We start from the raw sequence: 16,891 nt of genomic DNA on the forward strand, positions 1-16,891 counted from the left end.
GGCAAAAGCCCGGAGAGTGAATATATATGCCCACCATCACCCATGACGTCGTCATCATCGGTTCCGGCGCGGCCGGACTGACAGCCGCCATCAACCTCGCGCAGGACCGCAAGGTGGTGGTGCTGGCCAAGGGCGCGCTGGATGGTGGATCGACCAACTGGGCGCAGGGCGGCATTGCCGCGGTACTCGACGCGGGTGACAGTTTTGCGGCCCATGTCCATGACACGATGGTCGCGGGCGCCGGCCTCAACGATCAGGACACGGTCGAGTTCGTCGTGTCCGAAGCCCCGGCCGCGATCGAGCGGCTGGCGGCACTGGGCGTGCCCTTCAATCCCAATGAAGAGGGGGATGGCGACGAGTTCGGCGAACGCTGGCACCTCACGCGCGAAGGCGGCCACAGCCATCGCCGCATCGTCCATGTCGACGATGCCACCGGCCACGCCGTTCAGGTCGCGCTGCTCAAGGCAGCACGCGCCAATCCCAACATCACCCTGATGGAGGATATGGTCGCGGTCGACCTCATCACCTCGCGCCATGGCGAGCGCTATTCGGGCGACGGCCATGTCTGGGGCGTCTATGCCTTCAACAAGCAGACCGGTCATGTCGACGCGATCCTCGGCCGCGCGACCATCCTCTGCACCGGCGGCGCGGGCCGCACCTATCTCTTCTCAACAGCGCCGCGCGGCGCGACCGGCGACGGCATCGCCATGGCCTGGCGCGCGGGCTGCCGCGTGTCGAACATGGAGATGAACCAGTTCCACCCGACCTGCCTCTATAATCTGGAGGTCAAGAATTTCCTGATTACTGAAGCCGTGCGCGGCGAAGGCGGCCACCTCAAGCTCCCCCCCGGCGTGCCGGGCGGCGGCGAGCGTTTCATGCCCCGGTTCGACGCCCGCGCCGAACTGGCGCCGCGCGACGTGGTGGCGCGCGCGATCGACCATGAGATCAAGCGCCTTGGCCTCGACTATGTCCATCTCGACATCAGTCACAAGCCGCCCGAGTTCGTGAAGCAACATTTCCCGACCATCTACGCCCGGCTGCTCGATCTCGATATCGACATCACCAAGGAGCCGATTCCGGTCGTCCCGGCGCAGCATTATACCTGCGGCGGCGTCATCATCGACCTGGATGGTCGCACCGACCTGCCCGGCCTCTACGCCGCGGGCGAAGTGACCGAAAGCGGCCTGCACGGCGCCAATCGCCTGGCCTCCAACTCGCTGCTCGAATGTTTCGTCTTCGGCGAGGCGGCGGCCAAGCATATCCGCGCCCATTGGGACGAACTGCCCGCCCCGCCGCCGATCCGGCCGTGGGATGAAAGCCGCGTCACCAATGGCGACGAAGAGGTCATCGTCCAGCATAACTGGAAGGAAATCCGCCGCTTCATGTGGGACTATGTCGGCATCGTCCGCACCACCAAGCGGCTGGAGCGCGCCCAGCATCGCATCGACCTGCTGTCGAAGGAAGTCGATGAATATTACGGCAATTTCCGAGTCACGCCGGACCTGATCGAACTGCGCAACCTGCTGGAGGTCGCCCGGCTGGTGGTCCGCTCGGCGCTCCATCGCAAGGAAAGCCGGGGCCTGCACTACACGCTCGACTATCCCGAGACGCTGGCGCAAGCCGTCGACACGGTGCTGGCGCCCTGACCCAAAAAAGAGGCGCGGCCGGGCAGCCGCGCCTTTGAAGGGAGGAGGAGCAAACGCCAGGGGCGTCGTCTCGCCGACCAAATTAGCGCCGACGCAGGCCGGCGCTTTGATCGAGGTCAAACGCCTTTGAGGAAATTGCCGAGCGCCGCATTGAACCGGGTCGGCTGGTCGGCCATCACGACATGGCCGCTCGGCCCGATCGGCATCAGCTTCGCGTCCTTCTTGGCCGCATAGGCAGCCCGGAAGCGCCGGGTGATCTCGACCGACTGGGCCTGGTCCGCGCCGACGGCGTAGACCACCGACATCGGCACCCCGATCCGGCCAAGCTGCGGGCCAAGATCGGTATTGGCCAGGTCACGCAGCGCGGTGGCGATCACCTCCGGATTGCTGCCCTCCGCCCCCGGCGCCTGCGCGACGATCTGGGCGAGGTAGCGGCGCCCGGCCGCCGTGCCGGTGAAATATTGGCTCAGCTGGTCGGCCAGATAGCCCATGCCATTGGCGGTGCCGCCAACCATCGCCGCCCCGGCGGGCAGCATGTCGACCACCATCACCCGGCTGGCGAGGCCTTTTAGGCCCTGCATCATCGCCAGCGTGCCGCCCATGCTGTGCCCGACCACCGCCGGCCGCCGCAATCCGGCGGCGGCAATATAGCGGGCAATCTCGTCCGCCACCGGCTGCACCACCGGCCCGCTGCCATTGGCGTCGGCAGCAAGGCCGGCAAAACCGCGGACATGGACCAGATGCCAGCGATAGCCCGGCATCTGCCCCGTCACGCCGTTCCAGATGCCCGGACCACTGGCAAGGCCGGGGATCAGCAGCACGTCCCGGCCGCTGCCGCGCACCGTCACCATGATCCGGCGCGAGGCAAAATCCGCCGCCAGTGCCGGCATCGCCCATCCCGCCGCCAGCGCTCCCGCGCCGCAGAGCAGGCCGCGTCGATCCATCAGTCCATCCGTCATCCGCTCCCTATTGCCGCCCCGCCGCTGAACCGCAACTGAGCGCCGTTCCGCCGTTCAGACTCCTTACATCGCAATTGTGGAATCATTCGTCGCATCGTCCTTGCCTACAATGCGGGTCGCCGCGCCTTGTAACGGCTTGAAGTGCGGGGTTAGTGATGAGTTCGAATGATAGCAGGCGCGTCTCGTCGCGCCTTGTGCTTGCGGTGGTTGCCTTGTCCGCCTGCGTCGGCGCGCCACCCCAGCCTGGTGCCCAGGCCAGCAGCGCGCGACCGAATAATCCGCCGCGCCAGACGGTGCAGCCCACGACCAACACCTGGCCGATCAAGCAGGTCGCCAATCCCCCCGCCCCCTACAAGGATATCGACCAGCGCGAGCAACCTTCGCCCGCACTCGTCAGCGTGATCCAGAATCTGGGTCAGAGCTTCCGCGGCAAGGTCGGCATCGCGGTGCGCCGGGTCGGGGCGGACTGGACCGTCGCCTATAATGGCAATGCCCTGTTTCCACAGCAGAGCGTGTCGAAACTGTGGGTATCGATGACCTTCCTGGACGCGGTCGATCGCGGCAAGATTCGTCTCGCCGATTCGACCACCATCACGAAGAAGGATCTGACCCTGTTCCACCAGCCGAGCGCGGCGATGGTGGGATCGGGCGGCTGGACCACCACCTATTCCGACCTGATGCGCCGCGCGATGACGCAGAGCGACAATACTGCCAACGACACGCTTCTGCGCGCGGTCGGCGGGCCGGACGCGGTGCGCGGCTATCTGGCACGCCGCCACATCGCCAATATCCGTTTTGGTCCGGGCGAACGGCTGCTGCAATCGACCACCGCCGGCCTCGACTGGCGGCAGGATTATTCGATCGGCCGCAATTTCTACGCCGCCCGCGCCGCGCTGCCCATGTCGGTGCGGCAGAAGGCGCTCGACAATTATCTCGCCAGCCCGCCCGATGGTGCCGCGCCGGCATCGATCGTGCAGGCGCTGGCCAAGCTCAAGGAAGGCGACATGCTGTCCTCCGCATCGGCCCGCGTGCTGATGAACTTCATGGAGGAAGCCAAGACCGGGCCGCAGCGGATCAAGGGCGGCGTCCCCCACAGCTGGACCTATATGCACAAGACCGGCACCGGGCAGGATCTGCCGCCGCGATCGACGGGCTATAATGATGTCGGCATCATGACCGCGCCCGACGGCACCAGCTATGCGGTTGCGGTGATGATCGGCAGCACCACCGTGTCGATCCCCGAACGCTGGCAGTTGATGCAGGCCGTCTCGCGCGCCGTGGTCGCCAATCACGAGAAGCGCTAGAACATTCTGAAGAAAATTAGAGCATCCTCCGTTTCACCCTAATCGGACGATGCTCTAAGGATCAGAAGCGCCTGACGATGCCGACATAGAGTTCGGCGTCGGGGCTGTCATGGTTGAGGCCCAGATTGGCGCCGGCATCGAACTGCATGTCGTCGCCCGCCTGCCAGCCCAGCGACAGGCCGGCCAGCGCCTGGGTGGCATGGCCGTTGGGATCATCGTCGCGCATCAGCGATGCCTCGATCGATCCGGACAGGTTGTCGCTGATGTCGAAGCCCAGCCCGACGACGCTGCCATAGGCGAGATGCCGGCCATCGCCATCCTCATCGACCGCCGCGTCGACTTCTGGCGTGGCCTGGAGCGTCAGGCCATGGCCCAGATCATAGCTGATCGGTACCAGCATCCCGGCGCCCCAGTCGCCCTCACCGATCGCATCGCCGCCGGTCGGCAGGCTGGCATAGGGCATGACCGCGATCGAGAAGCCCGAACCGTCCGGATTGCGCAGATTCTGCCGCAGCGCGACGCGCATGTCGCCGATGCCGCTCTCCTTCTCCACCGCGCCGGTCACCCGATCGCGCGTGCGCACATGGCCAAAGGCGGTCCAGCCCAGTTGCGCTTCCAGGCTGTCGGTCAGGCCGATGCGCAGCAGCGCATCACCAAAGTTCACAGTGTCGATGCGGTTCTCCGCATCCTGCTCGCGGGTCCAGTCGCCCAGCCCCAGTTCGACCTGAACCTTGCCCGGAGCCATGGTGCAGGGCGGGGTATCGAGCCCCGGCCGGTCGGCGCAAAACTCCCGATCATCCTGCGCCCAGGCCGCGCCACCCTGCGCCGCCATCGCCAGCAGCATCGCCGCGCCCCATGCCCGCATCACATGCCCTCCCCTTCCCAATCTGTTTCCAGCGCAACGAAACGGATAGGAAGCAGCAAATATCCCGCACTGGCCTTTACTGTCCCGCTGCGGCACTAAGTCCCTATGCCGCGCCCCTTTTCCTCGCTGCTCGACCGCGTGACGCCGCGCACCATCGATGAACTGGAATGTGCGCTGTCGGTGCTGGGCGCGATCCTGCTCGCCCATCTGCTCGGCGCCACCCATGTCTCCTGGGCCGCCTTTGCCGGCTATATGGTGATGCGCGGCCATGCCGCCGAAACATTGGCGCGCGGCGTGCTGCGGATCGTCGGCACGGTCGCGGGCGGGCTGATCGCGCTGGGCAGCGCGCCCTTCATCGTCGGCTACTGGCCCGCCGCCGCCGCGGCGCTGGCGCTGATGGGGACGATCAGCCTCTATGCCGCGATCACCTCGCGCCGTTCCTATGCCTGGCTGTTCTTCGGCCTGACCTATGCCATGGTCGTGCTCGACAAGATCGAGCATCCCGCGATCGCCCTGCCCGAATTCGTCCAGACCCGCGTGCTCGAAACGCTCGCCGGTATCGCCGCCAGCCTGATCGTCAGCCTCGCCTCCACCCTGACTCTGCGCCGCCGCTGGCCGGCCAAGCGCACGCCCGCCGCGACCGGCGCGGGCTGGCACGGGGATTCGCTGCGCCACGCGCTGCAAGCCGGCGTGGCGCTGGCGCTGCTGGTGGCGCTCAATGCCTGGATTCCTGTGCCCGCGCTGGCGCAGGGCGCGATCATGATCATGGCGGTGATGCTGCTGCCGGTCACGGGCATCGGGTCGAGCGGCCTCGCCCCGGTCAGCCAGCGCATATTGCAACGGATGATCGGCTGCATCGGCGGCGCCCTGTTCGCGGCCTTCTTCCTGGTCGCGGGTGCCGACAATATGGCGCTGCTGCTCGGCGCCACCGCGATCGGCGTGATGCTGGGCCGGCATCTGGAAAATGGCGATCCGACCCATCGCTATGTCGGCACCCAGTTCACCCTGGCGGTGCTGGTGATGCTGGTGCCCGACCGATATGACCAGCTGGTGCTGGAACCCGGCGTCGAGCGGCTGATGGCGATCTTCATCGGCATGGCCGTGCTGATGCCCGTGCTGCTGATTGGCCATATGCTGCGCGGCCGGCGCGCCGACGACGCGACCGCCCCGGCCGGCGGCGAGAGCGGCGGCGTATAAGCGTCGGGCACTGGAGCGGCGGGCCAATCCCCGCTATCCCCTGCCCCATGTCTCAGCAGAATCATCTCTATCTGGTCGACGGCAGCGGCTATATCTTCCGCGCCTATCACCAGCTTCCGCCGCTCACCAACCAGCATGGCCAGCCGGTCGGCGCGGTCTATGGCTATACCACCATGCTGTGGAAGCTGGCCGAGGAGCTGGGCAAGGCCGAGGGGCCGACCCATCTGGCCGTCGTGCTGGACAAGGGCAGCCACACCTTCCGCAACGACATGTATGATCAGTATAAGGCGAACCGGCCGCCCGCGCCCGAGGATCTGGTGCCCCAGTTCCCGATGATCCGCGACGCCACCCGCGCCTTCTCGCTCCCCTGCATCGAGGAAGCCGGGTATGAGGCGGACGACATCATCGCCAGCTACACCCAGGCCGCCGTGCGCGCCGGCTGGCATGTCACCATCGTCAGTTCCGACAAGGATCTGATGCAACTCATCCAGCCCGGCGTCGACATGTACGACACGATGAAGAATGAGCGGCGCGGCGCCGACTATGTCATGGGCAAGTTCGGCGTGTTGCCCGAGCAACTGGGCGACGTGCTGGCGCTGATGGGCGACAGCGTCGACAATGTGCCAGGCGTGCCGGGCATCGGCCCCAAAACCGCGGCCAAGCTGATCACCGAATATGGCACGCTGGAAGCGGCGCTGGACGCGGCCCCTTCGATGAAGAAGTCGAAGATGCAGGAAAACCTGATCGCCCATGCCGACATGGCGCGCCTGTCGCGCCGGCTGGTCGCGCTGCATGACAGCATGGACCTGCCCGAGCCGCTGGACGACCTGACCTTGAAGGGCATTCCCAAGGAGCCGTTGCAGGCCTTCCTGTCGCATCATGGCTTCAAGACCCTGCTCAACCGCCTCGGCGCGCCGGCCGCTACGGTTGCGGTCGCCAGCGCGGCCGCTGCGACCGGCAGCGCCGACGCGCCACCGTCGCCCCCGGTAATCGAGGTCGAGCATCCGCCGATCGACTGCGCCCTCTATGAAACCGTCACCACGGTCGAGGCGCTGCAGGTCTGGATCGACGAAGCCCGCGCGCTCGGCGTGGTCGCGGTCGATACCGAGACCGATGCGCTCGACAGCATGGAATCGGGCCTGGTCGGCATCAGCCTGTCCACTGGGCCGGGGCGCGCCTGCTACATCCCGCTCGCCCATCGCTCCGCCGACGACATGTTCGGCGAAGTGCCGCAGCAGATCGCGCTCGACGACGCGATCCGGCTCCTGAAGCCCCTGCTCGCCGACGATGCGGTGCTCAAGGTCGGCCATAATATCAAATATGACCTCAACGTCCTCGCCCGCGTCGGGCTGGAGGTGTCGCCGATCGACGATTCGATGGTGATGAGCTTCAACCTCGACGCCGGCAAGTCGCTGGGCGGCCATGGCATGGACGAGGCGGCGAGCGTCCACCTCAATCACACCTGCATCAGCTTCAAGGAAGTGACCGGCACCGGCAAGAAGGCGATCAGCTTCGCCCATGTCCCGCTCGACAAGGCGACCGCCTATGCCGCCGAGGATGCCGAAGTCACCTGGCGCCTGTGGCACAAGCTATCGGGCCGCCTGCCGGCCGAAGGCGCGACGCGGGTCTATCAGTTGGTGGACCGGCCGCTGATCCCGGTGGTCGCCGGCATGGAGCGGCAGGGTATCAAGGTCGACCGCGAAGCCCTGTCCCGTCTCTCGCGCAGCTTCTCCCAGTCGATCGCCGGCCTGGAGGCCGAGATATACGAACTGGCCGGCCATCCCTTCACCATCGGATCGCCGCAACAGCTGGGCGTCGTGCTGTTCGATGAAATGGGCCTCAAAGGGGGCAAGAAGGGCAAGAGCGGCACCTACTCCACCGACGTTACCGTGCTGGAAAAGCTCAAGGCCGAAGGGTCGGCCATTTGCGGGCTGGTGCTGGAATGGCGCCAGCTCTCCAAGCTCAAGTCGACCTATACCGACGCGCTGCAGCAGCAGATCAACCGCGACACCGGCCGGGTCCATACCAGCTATTCGCTGACCGGCGCCCAGACCGGCCGCCTGTCCTCGACCGATCCCAATCTGCAGAATATCCCGATCCGCACCGAGATCGGCCGGCAGATCCGCCATGCCTTCGTCGCCGAACCCGGCAATGTCATCCTGGCGGCGGACTATAGCCAGATCGAGCTGCGGCTGGCCGCGCACATGGCCGACGTGCCCGCGCTCAAGGACGCGTTCGAACAAGGTGAGGATATTCATAACCGCACGGCCATGGAATTGTTCGGCGAGGTCAATCGCGACACGCGCGGCCGCGCCAAGACGATCAACTTCGCGATCCTCTACGGCATTTCGCGCTGGGGCCTGGCCGGCCGGCTGGAAATCAGCGCCGACGAGGCGCAGGACATGATCAGCCGCTATTATGAGCGCTTCCCCGGCATCAGCGTCTATATCAACGAGACGCTGGAGAAGGCGCGCGCCAACGGCTTCACCGAAACCCTGTTCGGCCGCAAGACCTGGTTCCCGCGCATCAAGGCACCGGTCCAGCACGAACGACAGGGCGCCGAGCGCGCCGCGATCAATGCTCCGATCCAGGGCACCAGTGCCGACATCATCAAGCGGGCGATGGCACGCATGGGCCCGGCGCTCGAAGCCGCCGGCCTCCCGCGCGTGCGCATGCTACTGCAAGTGCATGACGAACTGGTGTTCGAACTGCCCGAAGGCGATGTCGAGGCGGCGAGCAAGGTGATCCGCAAGGTCATGGAAAGCGCGGCCGAACCGATGGTCAGCCTGTCCGTGCCGCTAGGCGTGGAAATCGGCACCGGCCCGAGTTGGGGCGCGGCGCATTAAGGCATGGGCATGATTACGTCTGAACTTGACCGCCTCGTTGATCTGATCGTGAACATTCTAAAGACGGAGCACGGCGTTCGAAGGGCAATCACGCCCAAATCTCAGTTATGCAATGACCTTGGTGTCTGTGACGATGACATCGATGATGTCATGCTCGATGCCCTTCGTCACATTAGCCGACGCCCCCTCATGGTCGGAGAGCCAGGCAGCGAAGACGTCGTATTCGACCCTCAATTGACCGTTGAAGGACTGGCGCAATTCATACTGGAAAAATGCCCGAAGGCATGAAGCAGACCGGCGGGAATATTTCGACGGTCGCTGAGAATATTTGATGTCAGCCTTCGCTGGCATGAGGGAAAAGGAGTGACTCTCCACGAAAAAGGCCGGCCCCATCGGGACCGGCCTTTTTCTCAATCGAACAGCTCTTCCAGAAAGCTCTTCCGGCGTTTCTTGGGATAGCCGCGCCCATCGTCACGATATTCACGGTCCGGGCGGTAGCTCATCTGTGGCGCGGCGGGGGCCGGAGCCGGCTGAGCCGAGCGCTCGATGATTTTGTCGAGTTCACCCCGGTCCAGCCAGACGCCGCGACATTGCGGGCAATAGTCGATCTCCACTCCCTGCCGGTCGCTCATGTGGAGCCCCACATGGCAGACCGGGCAGAGCATGGCCGACACGGTGGCCTGATCGCGCATGCTTATTCGCGCTCGCCGGTCAGGCTCAGCAGCATCTGGAACAGGTTGACGAAGTTGAGGTAGAGCGACAGCGCGCCCATCACCTGCATCTTCTGCGCCACCTCATGGCCGGCATAGTAGAAATATTCCGACTTGATGCGCTGCACGTCCCAGGCAGTGAGGCCGGTGAAGACCACCACGCCGATGATCGAGATCACTAGTCCCATGGCCGACGAGCCGATGAAGATGTTGATCAGGCTGGCGACCACGATGCCGATCAGGCCCATCATCAGGAAGCTGCCCATCTTGGTCAGGTCACGCTGGGTGGTATAGCCCCAGAGCGCCATGGCGAGGAACATCACCGCTGCCGAGAAGAAGGCCTGGGCAATGCTGCCGCCGGTGAAGACCAGGAAGACGCTGCCCAGCGACACGCCCATCACCGCCGCGAAGGCGTAGAAGGCGGTGCGTGCGCCGGCCGTCGTCATCTTGTCGATGCGGAAGCTGAAGAAGAAGACAAAGGCCAGCGGCGCGAAGATCGCGACCCACTTCAGCGGCGTGCCGAAGATGGCAGCGGCCAGCACGGGGGTATTGCCGACCAGGGCAGCGACCAGGCCGGTGATGACCAGGCCGATGCCCATGTTGCGGAAAACGCCGAGCATGTGCGCGCGCAGGCCAGCATCGGTCTGCGCCGTCTGGCTGGCACCATAGCCCGGCATGCGTACGGGATTGTTCACGGCTTCACTCACTCCATAAAAAAGATGGTTCGAGTGAGCCCGGTGCGGTCTCCTGCGGCAAAAAGAGGGGGGAATTGCCACAAAACCTGCACCGGGCGCACCCGATGCGGTCCGACATCGCGACCTGGATCAAGGGGGAAGAGATCCATGTCGCCAGAGGGGCCCGGTCCGCACAGCCAATATCGGGTCGCCCGGACGATCGCGCAAGGCGCCACCGCCCAAGCAACAATTTATTACATTTGCCGCCCCGCCCCGACGCTGCGGATGAAGTCCCACACGTCCGAGGCGAAGGGCGGCTGCCGTTCGTCCTTCCACTCGTCGACATGATCGTACATGCGCGTCACCCCCTCCATCATCGCCGGCGTGGCGATGGCGGTGAAGGGCGCGAGCAGCGCCTGCCATTCGTCATAAAACGCCCCTGCCGCCGCGCTCGCCGGATCGAGCGGCAGCGCCGCCTCGATCCGGGCGGTGAGGTCCGCCCATTGCGCGCTATAGGCCGCCTGATCGAAATCGGCCGGCATCCTGGGCATCGTCTCGGCAAAATCGGCCTCGGCCTGGGCGCTGATATAGCGGCCACTGACCGCCTTCCATTCTTCTTGCATGGTCATGCTTTCTCCACTGCGGATCAGCGAGCAAAGGGTCGCGGCATCGAGCGGCTCGCCACGGTCGATGCGGGACAAGGCGGTTTCCAGATGGCTGCGCGCCTGCGCCAGTTCCTGCGCCTGCGCGTCGATCGCTGCGATCTGCGCGCGCAGCAGCGCGCCAAGGTCGATCGGCCGGCCGTCGAACAACGTCTTGATCTGGGCAAGGCTCAGCCCTGCGCGCTTGAGCGCCAGCAATTCGTGCAGCCGCGCCAGCTCGGCCGGGCCGAACAGGCGCCGCCCCGACGCGGTGCGCAGCGGCGCAACCAGCCCGCGCGCCTCATAGAAACGCAGCGCCCGGCTGGTGAGGCCGGTGGCGCGGGCGACGGCGGCAATATCCAGAATCTCGGTCATGCCCCTTGCTACCGCTTGACCCAAGGTCAAGTTCAAGCGCTTTTTTGCGGTGCCCGCCCCGTTGACGATCGCGCCGTCTCGCGACATGGCTGGCGCCATGAGCCAAGACCAGCATAGCGACGCGCCCCTGCGCCTGTTCAACAGCCTGACCCGGTCGATCGAGCCGTTCGCGCCGATCGAGCCCAACCATGCGCGCGTCTATAGCTGCGGCCCGACCGTCTATAATTATGCCCATATCGGCAATCTGCGCGCCTATGTGTTCGTCGACACGCTGCGCCGGACCCTGCTGTGGAAGGGGCTGGACGTCACCCAGATCATCAACATCACCGATGTCGGCCATCTGACGTCGGATGCCGACGCCGGCGACGACAAGATGGAGGCCGCCGCCCGTGCCAGCGCCAAGAGCATCTGGGACATCGCGGCCCATTATACCGAAGCCTTCAAGGCCAATATCGCCGACCTCAACATCATGGCGCCCAGCGAATGGACGGTCGCGACCGACTATGTGCCGCAGATGATCGAATTTGCGCAGAAAATCGCCGACGCGCATTGCTACGAACTGGAGAGCGGCCTCTATTTCGACAGCAGCACCGTGCCCAATTATGGCGCGCTGGCCGGCGGTCGCGACGATGCCGCCCATGCCCGCATCGACCCGGTGGCGGGCAAGCGCAATCCCAGCGACTTCGCCATCTGGCGCAAGTCGCCGCCGGGCGAGCAGCGCCAGATGGAATGGGACAGCCCCTGGGGCAAGGGCGCGCCGGGCTGGCACTTGGAATGCTCGGTCATGAGCCAAGCCCGCCTCGGCCAGCCGTTCGACATCCATACCGGCGGCATCGACCATCGCGAGATCCATCATCCCAATGAGATCGCCCAGAACCAGGCCTATTGCGGCTGCACCGATGCAGAGCCGGACTTCACCGGCGCGCGCTGGTGGATGCACAATAATTTCCTGGTCGACCGGCAGGGGAAGATGTCGAAGTCGAAGGGCGGCTTCACCACCCTGTTCAGCCTGGTCGATGCCGGCGTGCATCCGATCGCCTATCGCCTGCTGTGCCTGGGCGCCCATTATCGCAGCGAACTGGAGTTCAGCGCCGACAATCTGGCCGCCGCACTGACCCGCCTCAAGCGGCTGGTCATGGGTGTCGAGGGGCTGAAAAGCCGGGCCGAGGGGATCACCTGGCAGTCGGTGACGCTCGATTATCTGCGTGCCAATCTTCACCCCAAGCTGGTGCCGCTACTGGAGCAGTTCGATGCGGCGATCGCCGACGACCTGATGACGCCGCGCGCGCTACCGCTGCTGGAGGAAGCGATCAGCATGAAAAAGGTGCCGGTCGACGAGAAGCTGTGCCTGATCGCCGCGTTCGACCAGGCGCTGGGCCTGCGCCTGCTGGACCTGACCCGCGCCGAGTTGCGGGTGCAGCCCAAGGATGCGCAGATCACGCCCGAGGAGATCGAGGCCGAATTGGAACGGCGCACCACCGCCCGCGCCGAAAAGGATTTCGCCCTGTCGGACGAGATACGCGACGCGCTGATCGCGCGCGGGGTCGAAGTGATGGACGGCGATCCGCTGCGCTGGGACTGGCGCCTGACACTGGCCTGATGACTTGACGCCGTCCTGGGTTCGACCCAAGACGGTATCGGGTCGAGAAAAGTGGGGCGCATCATGCTGTTTTCCGCGCGCGCGGGCGCGTTTCTGCTGGCCTTGGCCGGCCCCGCGCTGCTGCCCGCTGCCGCCGCCCCGTCGCCCGCCTTCCGCACTGATGATCCGCACTATGCCCGGCTCTACGCGCTGGAGGACAAGGCCGACGCGCTGTTCGAGAGCGACGATTATGCCCTGTCCATGTCGCAGAAGACACGCGACGCCTGGACAGCGCTCGAAACGGCGGCATCCCACAGCAAGGTGCAGGGCCAGGCCCATCCGCTGGCGGGGGTCGCGCTCATCAACCTGTCGTCGATGGACCAGATCGACGGCCGCAACCCCGACGCGCTCGCTCATGCGGACCGCGGCCTTGCCCTGCTGTCGCCCTTCCGCGACGCCTATCCGATCTACTGGATGCAGGGCCTGTCGATCAAAGGCTATGTCCAGGTCACTCTGAACCAGATCGGCGCCGGGGTCGAGACGCTGGCCGAAGCGAGCCGCTATATCGACGGCTATTTCGCCCGCACCGATCCCAAGGCGCTGGATGAATCGGCGATGATGCTGAAGTCCAACATCGCCTTTGCCCATGCCCAGGCGCTGTCCCGTCTCGGCCGCAACAGCGAGGCGGTCGAGGCGCAACGCCGCAGCATGGAGGCGCGGGTCGCCGCCAGCGGCCAGAACAGCGCGGACGCGGTCGGCGCCTATTATATGTATGCGCAGATGCTCTCGCGCGCGGATCGCGATGCCGAGGCGGAAATCTATGCCCGTCTGGCGGTGGATACCGCGACCGACCATGTCGATCGCAAGCATCCCAATTATGCCCGCGCGCTCGAAGCGCTCGGCCTGCTGCTCTCGCGCACCGGGCGGCGCAACGAAAGCCTCGCCTATCTGGAACGATCGATCGCGATCAAGCGCGAGACCAGCGGCACGAAGAGCCTGGCCTTTGACTTCGCGCTGCAGAATCTCGGCAATCTGCTGCTGCCGCTGGAACGCTATGACGAGGCCGAACCGCTGTTTCTGGAGGCCGAGCGCGGCTTTCGCGACATCGAAGGTGACACCAGTCCGCAGTCCGCACGCGCGCTGGCCTTTGCCGGCGTCGCCGCTTTCGCCCAGGGACGCAGAGAAGAAGCGATCAGCCGGCTACAGACCGCGCTGGCGCGCGGCCGCACCGGCAGCGCCGAGGATCGCGACATGGGGCAGCGCGTCTATCCCTTTCTGATCCCCGCGCTGATCCAGGCCGGCCGGATGGACGAGGCGCGCGCTGCAGCCGCCGATTTCGACCGCGAGACCCGCCAACTCGACAATCTGCCCGGCTTCGCCATCGCCAATGCCGGCATGCTGTCGGCCTGGGCCAATGGCGGCGACAGCGTCGATGCGGCCTGCCGGCTGATCGCGCTGCTGCGCACCAGTCTCAGCCTGCAGGAGGACGGCGCCCTGACCGAGGATCAGCGCGCCGCGCTGGACAGCGTGCTGGCGATCGCGACACAGGCGCGCGACGCCGGGCTGGCGATGGACGCGATGGCCCTGCTTGCCGGATCGGGCATCGTCCAGGCCAATCATCTGGTCGCGCAGCGGATGGTGGACGACCCCGCACTGGGCAACCGGGTCCGCGCGCTGCAGGACCGGACCCGCGCGCTACAGTCCGCCGACAGCCTGTTGCTGCAGGCGCTCGCCCGCGACGAAGGGGTCGCGGCTGCACGCGCCAATCGCGCGACCCTGGCAAAAGAGGTCAATGCCGACCGCGCCGCGATCGCCCATGATTTTCCCCGATGGCTGGAGGCGCGTGGCGGCGCCCTGCCCGACCTGGCATCGCTGCGCGCCAATCTGGCGGCGGACGAGGCGCTGCTGGCGGTGACGCCTGCCTTCGACGGCGTCTATATCCTGGCCGTCAGCCGCGAACGGACCGCCATCATCCGGGCGCAGGAGACGCGCGCCAATCTGGTCGGCCGGATCGCGCGACTGCGCGCATCGCTGAGCGCCACCGGCTTCGATCAGGAAGGCGCCCATATCCTCTACACCCAGATCTTCACGCCCGATGTCCAGGCCGCGCTGGGCAAGGCGCCGCGCCTGCGGGTCGTGCCGACTGGCGCGTTCGCCGCCCTGCCCTTTGCCATGCTGCCGCAAAAGCCGGTGCAGCATGTCGACCGCAACACACCCTGGCTGATCCGGCGCTATGCGCTGCGGATCGACAGCGGCTTCCGCCCCGTCGTGCCGCAAAAGCTGGCGGCCCAGGATGACCGGATGCTGGGCATCGGCGCGCCCCTGCCCTTTTCGCGGGAGACGCAGGCGATCGCCCTCAGGCAACGCGGCGGCGGCGCGGCCACGCTGGCGCAATTGCCGCCCCTGCCCGGATCGGCCGAGGAATTGCGATCGGTTGCGCGCTATTTCGGCCCCGATCATGCCCGGCTGCTGATCGGCGCGAACGCCAGCGAGGCGATCCTGCGCACCAGCGACCTGCGCCCCTATTCGGTCATGCTGTTCGCCACCCACGGGCTGGTCGGCGGCCAGATGGAGGGACTGGACGAGCCGGCCCTGCTGCTTTCGCCCCCCGGCACGGATTCCGGCAATGACGGGATACTGACGGCATCGGAAGTGGCGCAGATGCGGATCGGCGCCGACTGGGTGATCCTGTCCGCGTGCAACACCGCCGCCGGCAGCAGCGCCCAGGCCCAGACCTATTCCGGCCTGGCCCAAGCATTCCGCTATGCCGGCGCCGGCGCCCTGCTGGTGTCGCACTGGCCGGTGCGGGACGATGCCGGCACCTTCATCACGGTCGAGACGGTCAAGGCCAACCGGCGCGGCGCCTATCGCGGGGTGGCGTTGCAACGGGCGATGCTGAAGCTGATCCGGTCCGGCAAACCCGACGCGGTGCAGCCCTATGTCTGGGCGCCGTTCATCCTCGTGGGGCAATAGCCGCTTGCGGATCGACCCGGTTGGCGAGCGGACGACCGGCGGCGAAATCGCTGATATTGGTCATCGTCGTCTCGGCGATGCTCGCCAGCGCCTCTTCGGTCAGAAAGGCCTGATGCCCGGTGACCAGCACATTGGGGAAGGTCAGCAGCCGCTGGAACAGATCATCCTCGATGATCTCGTTGGACAGATCCTCGAAGAACAGGTCCGCCTCCTGCTCATAGACGTCGAGCGCGACGCCGCCGATCTTGCGCGACTTGAGCCCCGCCACCAGCGCCTGCGTATCGATCAGCGCGCCGCGGCTGGTATTGACGATCACCAGTCCATCGCGCGCCCGACCGATCGCGTCGGCATTGATGATATGGCGTGTATCGGGCGTCAGCGGGCAATGGAGCGAGACGATATCGACCTGTTCCAGCAGGTCACGTGGCGGCACGTAGCGCACGCCCATCGCCAGCAGTTCGGGATCCTCGGCCACATCGCTCGCCAGCACCTCGCATCCAAAGCCCAGCTTCAGCGTGCGGGCGACCAGCGCGCCGATCCGCCCGGTGCCGATCACGCCCGCCACCCGGCCATGGAGGTTGCGGCCGATCAGCCCGTCGAGCGCGAAATTATTTTCCCGCACCCGCGCCCAGGCGCGATGAATGCGCCGGTCGAGCGCCATCAGCAGCGCGACGGTGAATTCCGCAACCGCGTGCGGCGAATAGGCCGGCACCCGCACAACCGTCAGCCCCAGGTCCGCCGCTGCGACCAGATCGACATTATTATAACCGGCACAGCGCAGCGCGATCAGCCGCGTGCCGCCGGCCGCCAGTTTGGCCAGCACGGTCGCGTCCAGTCGGTCGTTGACGAACACGCAAACCGCCTCGAACCCTTCGCCCAGGCTCGCGGTGTCCGCGTCCAGACGGGGTTCCAGGAAATGCAGTTCATGTCCCTGATTGGCGGCCGACAGGAAATGCCGGTCATAGCCCTTGGTGCCGAAGATCGCGATGCGCATGGCGCCATAGTGCCCGCCCGCCCGCCATCGTCAAGCCGCGGCATATACTGAGCCAGTCCGTTTCACATGTCGGCCAGTCCGGTTGGACAGGCTATCGCAAAGACGGCACTTTGCGTCGCATCCTCAAC

General features: G+C 66.0%; 13 protein-coding genes. 7 read left to right on the forward strand and 6 right to left on the reverse strand.

Annotation, left to right across the window (positions count from 1 at the left end; genetic code table 11):
* The first annotated feature begins 26 nt into the window (after nt 1-26).
* A complete protein-coding gene (gene nadB / locus ACUCV3_RS05795; RefSeq protein ID WP_279729030.1) occupies nt 27-1,646 on the forward strand; it encodes an L-aspartate oxidase in 1,620 nt (539 codons plus the stop codon).
* A gap of 116 nt (nt 1,647-1,762) precedes the next feature.
* Here the strand turns inward: nadB and ACUCV3_RS05800 are convergent, their stop codons facing one another.
* Nucleotides 1,763-2,605, reverse strand: coding sequence for an alpha/beta fold hydrolase (locus ACUCV3_RS05800; protein WP_169860107.1), 843 nt, complete (start codon nt 2,603-2,605; stop codon nt 1,763-1,765).
* 155 nt (nt 2,606-2,760) lie between these two features.
* Here ACUCV3_RS05800 and ACUCV3_RS05805 point away from each other — a divergent pair, with 155 nt between their 5' ends.
* Complete coding sequence (locus tag ACUCV3_RS05805; RefSeq protein WP_136186629.1) at nt 2,761-3,909, forward strand: serine hydrolase; 1,149 nt, start codon at nt 2,761-2,763, stop codon at nt 3,907-3,909.
* Nucleotides 3,910-3,970: 61 nt separating this feature from the next.
* Here ACUCV3_RS05805 and ACUCV3_RS05810 read toward each other — a convergent pair whose 3' ends face one another.
* Nucleotides 3,971-4,774, reverse strand: coding sequence for a transporter (locus tag ACUCV3_RS05810; RefSeq protein WP_279729053.1), 804 nt, complete (start codon nt 4,772-4,774; stop codon nt 3,971-3,973).
* 105 nt (nt 4,775-4,879) lie between these two features.
* Here ACUCV3_RS05810 and ACUCV3_RS05815 point away from each other — a divergent pair, with 105 nt between their 5' ends.
* From ACUCV3_RS05815 to ACUCV3_RS05825, 3 genes are read left to right on the forward strand one after another with little or no spacing between them, the layout of a single operon-like run.
* On the forward strand, nt 4,880-5,971 hold the full coding sequence (locus tag ACUCV3_RS05815) for an FUSC family protein (protein ID WP_279729031.1): 1,092 nt from the start codon (nt 4,880-4,882) through the stop codon (nt 5,969-5,971).
* A 47-nt stretch (nt 5,972-6,018) separates the two neighbouring features.
* Entirely contained in the window at nt 6,019-8,817 is a 2,799-nt protein-coding gene (gene polA / locus ACUCV3_RS05820) for a DNA polymerase I (protein ID WP_482240419.1), read from the forward strand.
* A 9-nt stretch (nt 8,818-8,826) separates the two neighbouring features.
* Nucleotides 8,827-9,105, forward strand: a complete 279-nt coding sequence (locus ACUCV3_RS05825) for a hypothetical protein (protein WP_157228580.1) — start codon at nt 8,827-8,829, stop codon at nt 9,103-9,105.
* A gap of 122 nt (nt 9,106-9,227) precedes the next feature.
* Here ACUCV3_RS05825 and ACUCV3_RS05830 read toward each other — a convergent pair whose 3' ends face one another.
* The 3 genes from ACUCV3_RS05830 to ACUCV3_RS05840 form a co-directional block, all read right to left on the reverse strand.
* Complete coding sequence (locus tag ACUCV3_RS05830) at nt 9,228-9,509, reverse strand: TFIIB-type zinc ribbon-containing protein (RefSeq protein ID WP_010338438.1); 282 nt, start codon at nt 9,507-9,509, stop codon at nt 9,228-9,230.
* Between the two features lie 2 nt (nt 9,510-9,511).
* Nucleotides 9,512-10,204 (reverse strand): Bax inhibitor-1/YccA family protein, encoded by a 693-nt coding sequence (locus tag ACUCV3_RS05835; RefSeq protein ID WP_159368029.1) that lies wholly within the window; start codon nt 10,202-10,204, stop codon nt 9,512-9,514.
* Between the two features lie 251 nt (nt 10,205-10,455).
* Entirely contained in the window at nt 10,456-11,217 is a 762-nt protein-coding gene (locus ACUCV3_RS05840; protein ID WP_279729033.1) for a MerR family transcriptional regulator, read from the reverse strand.
* Between the two features lie 97 nt (nt 11,218-11,314).
* Between ACUCV3_RS05840 and cysS the strand changes: the two genes are divergently transcribed.
* Together cysS and ACUCV3_RS05850 are read left to right on the forward strand one after the other, a co-directional pair.
* Nucleotides 11,315-12,817 (forward strand): cysteine--tRNA ligase, encoded by a 1,503-nt coding sequence (cysS, locus tag ACUCV3_RS05845; RefSeq protein ID WP_432215158.1) that lies wholly within the window; start codon nt 11,315-11,317, stop codon nt 12,815-12,817.
* A 63-nt stretch (nt 12,818-12,880) separates the two neighbouring features.
* Complete coding sequence (locus ACUCV3_RS05850; RefSeq protein ID WP_482240420.1) at nt 12,881-15,769, forward strand: CHAT domain-containing protein; 2,889 nt, start codon at nt 12,881-12,883, stop codon at nt 15,767-15,769.
* On the opposite strand, the gene ACUCV3_RS05855 is transcribed toward ACUCV3_RS05850, so the two are convergent.
* Complete coding sequence (locus ACUCV3_RS05855; RefSeq protein ID WP_279729037.1) at nt 15,750-16,763, reverse strand: 2-hydroxyacid dehydrogenase; 1,014 nt, start codon at nt 16,761-16,763, stop codon at nt 15,750-15,752. The genes ACUCV3_RS05850 and ACUCV3_RS05855 overlap by 20 nt on opposite strands.
* Nucleotides 16,764-16,891: the final 128 nt, after the last annotated feature.

The organism is Sphingobium sp. VMM (assembly GCF_056790315.1).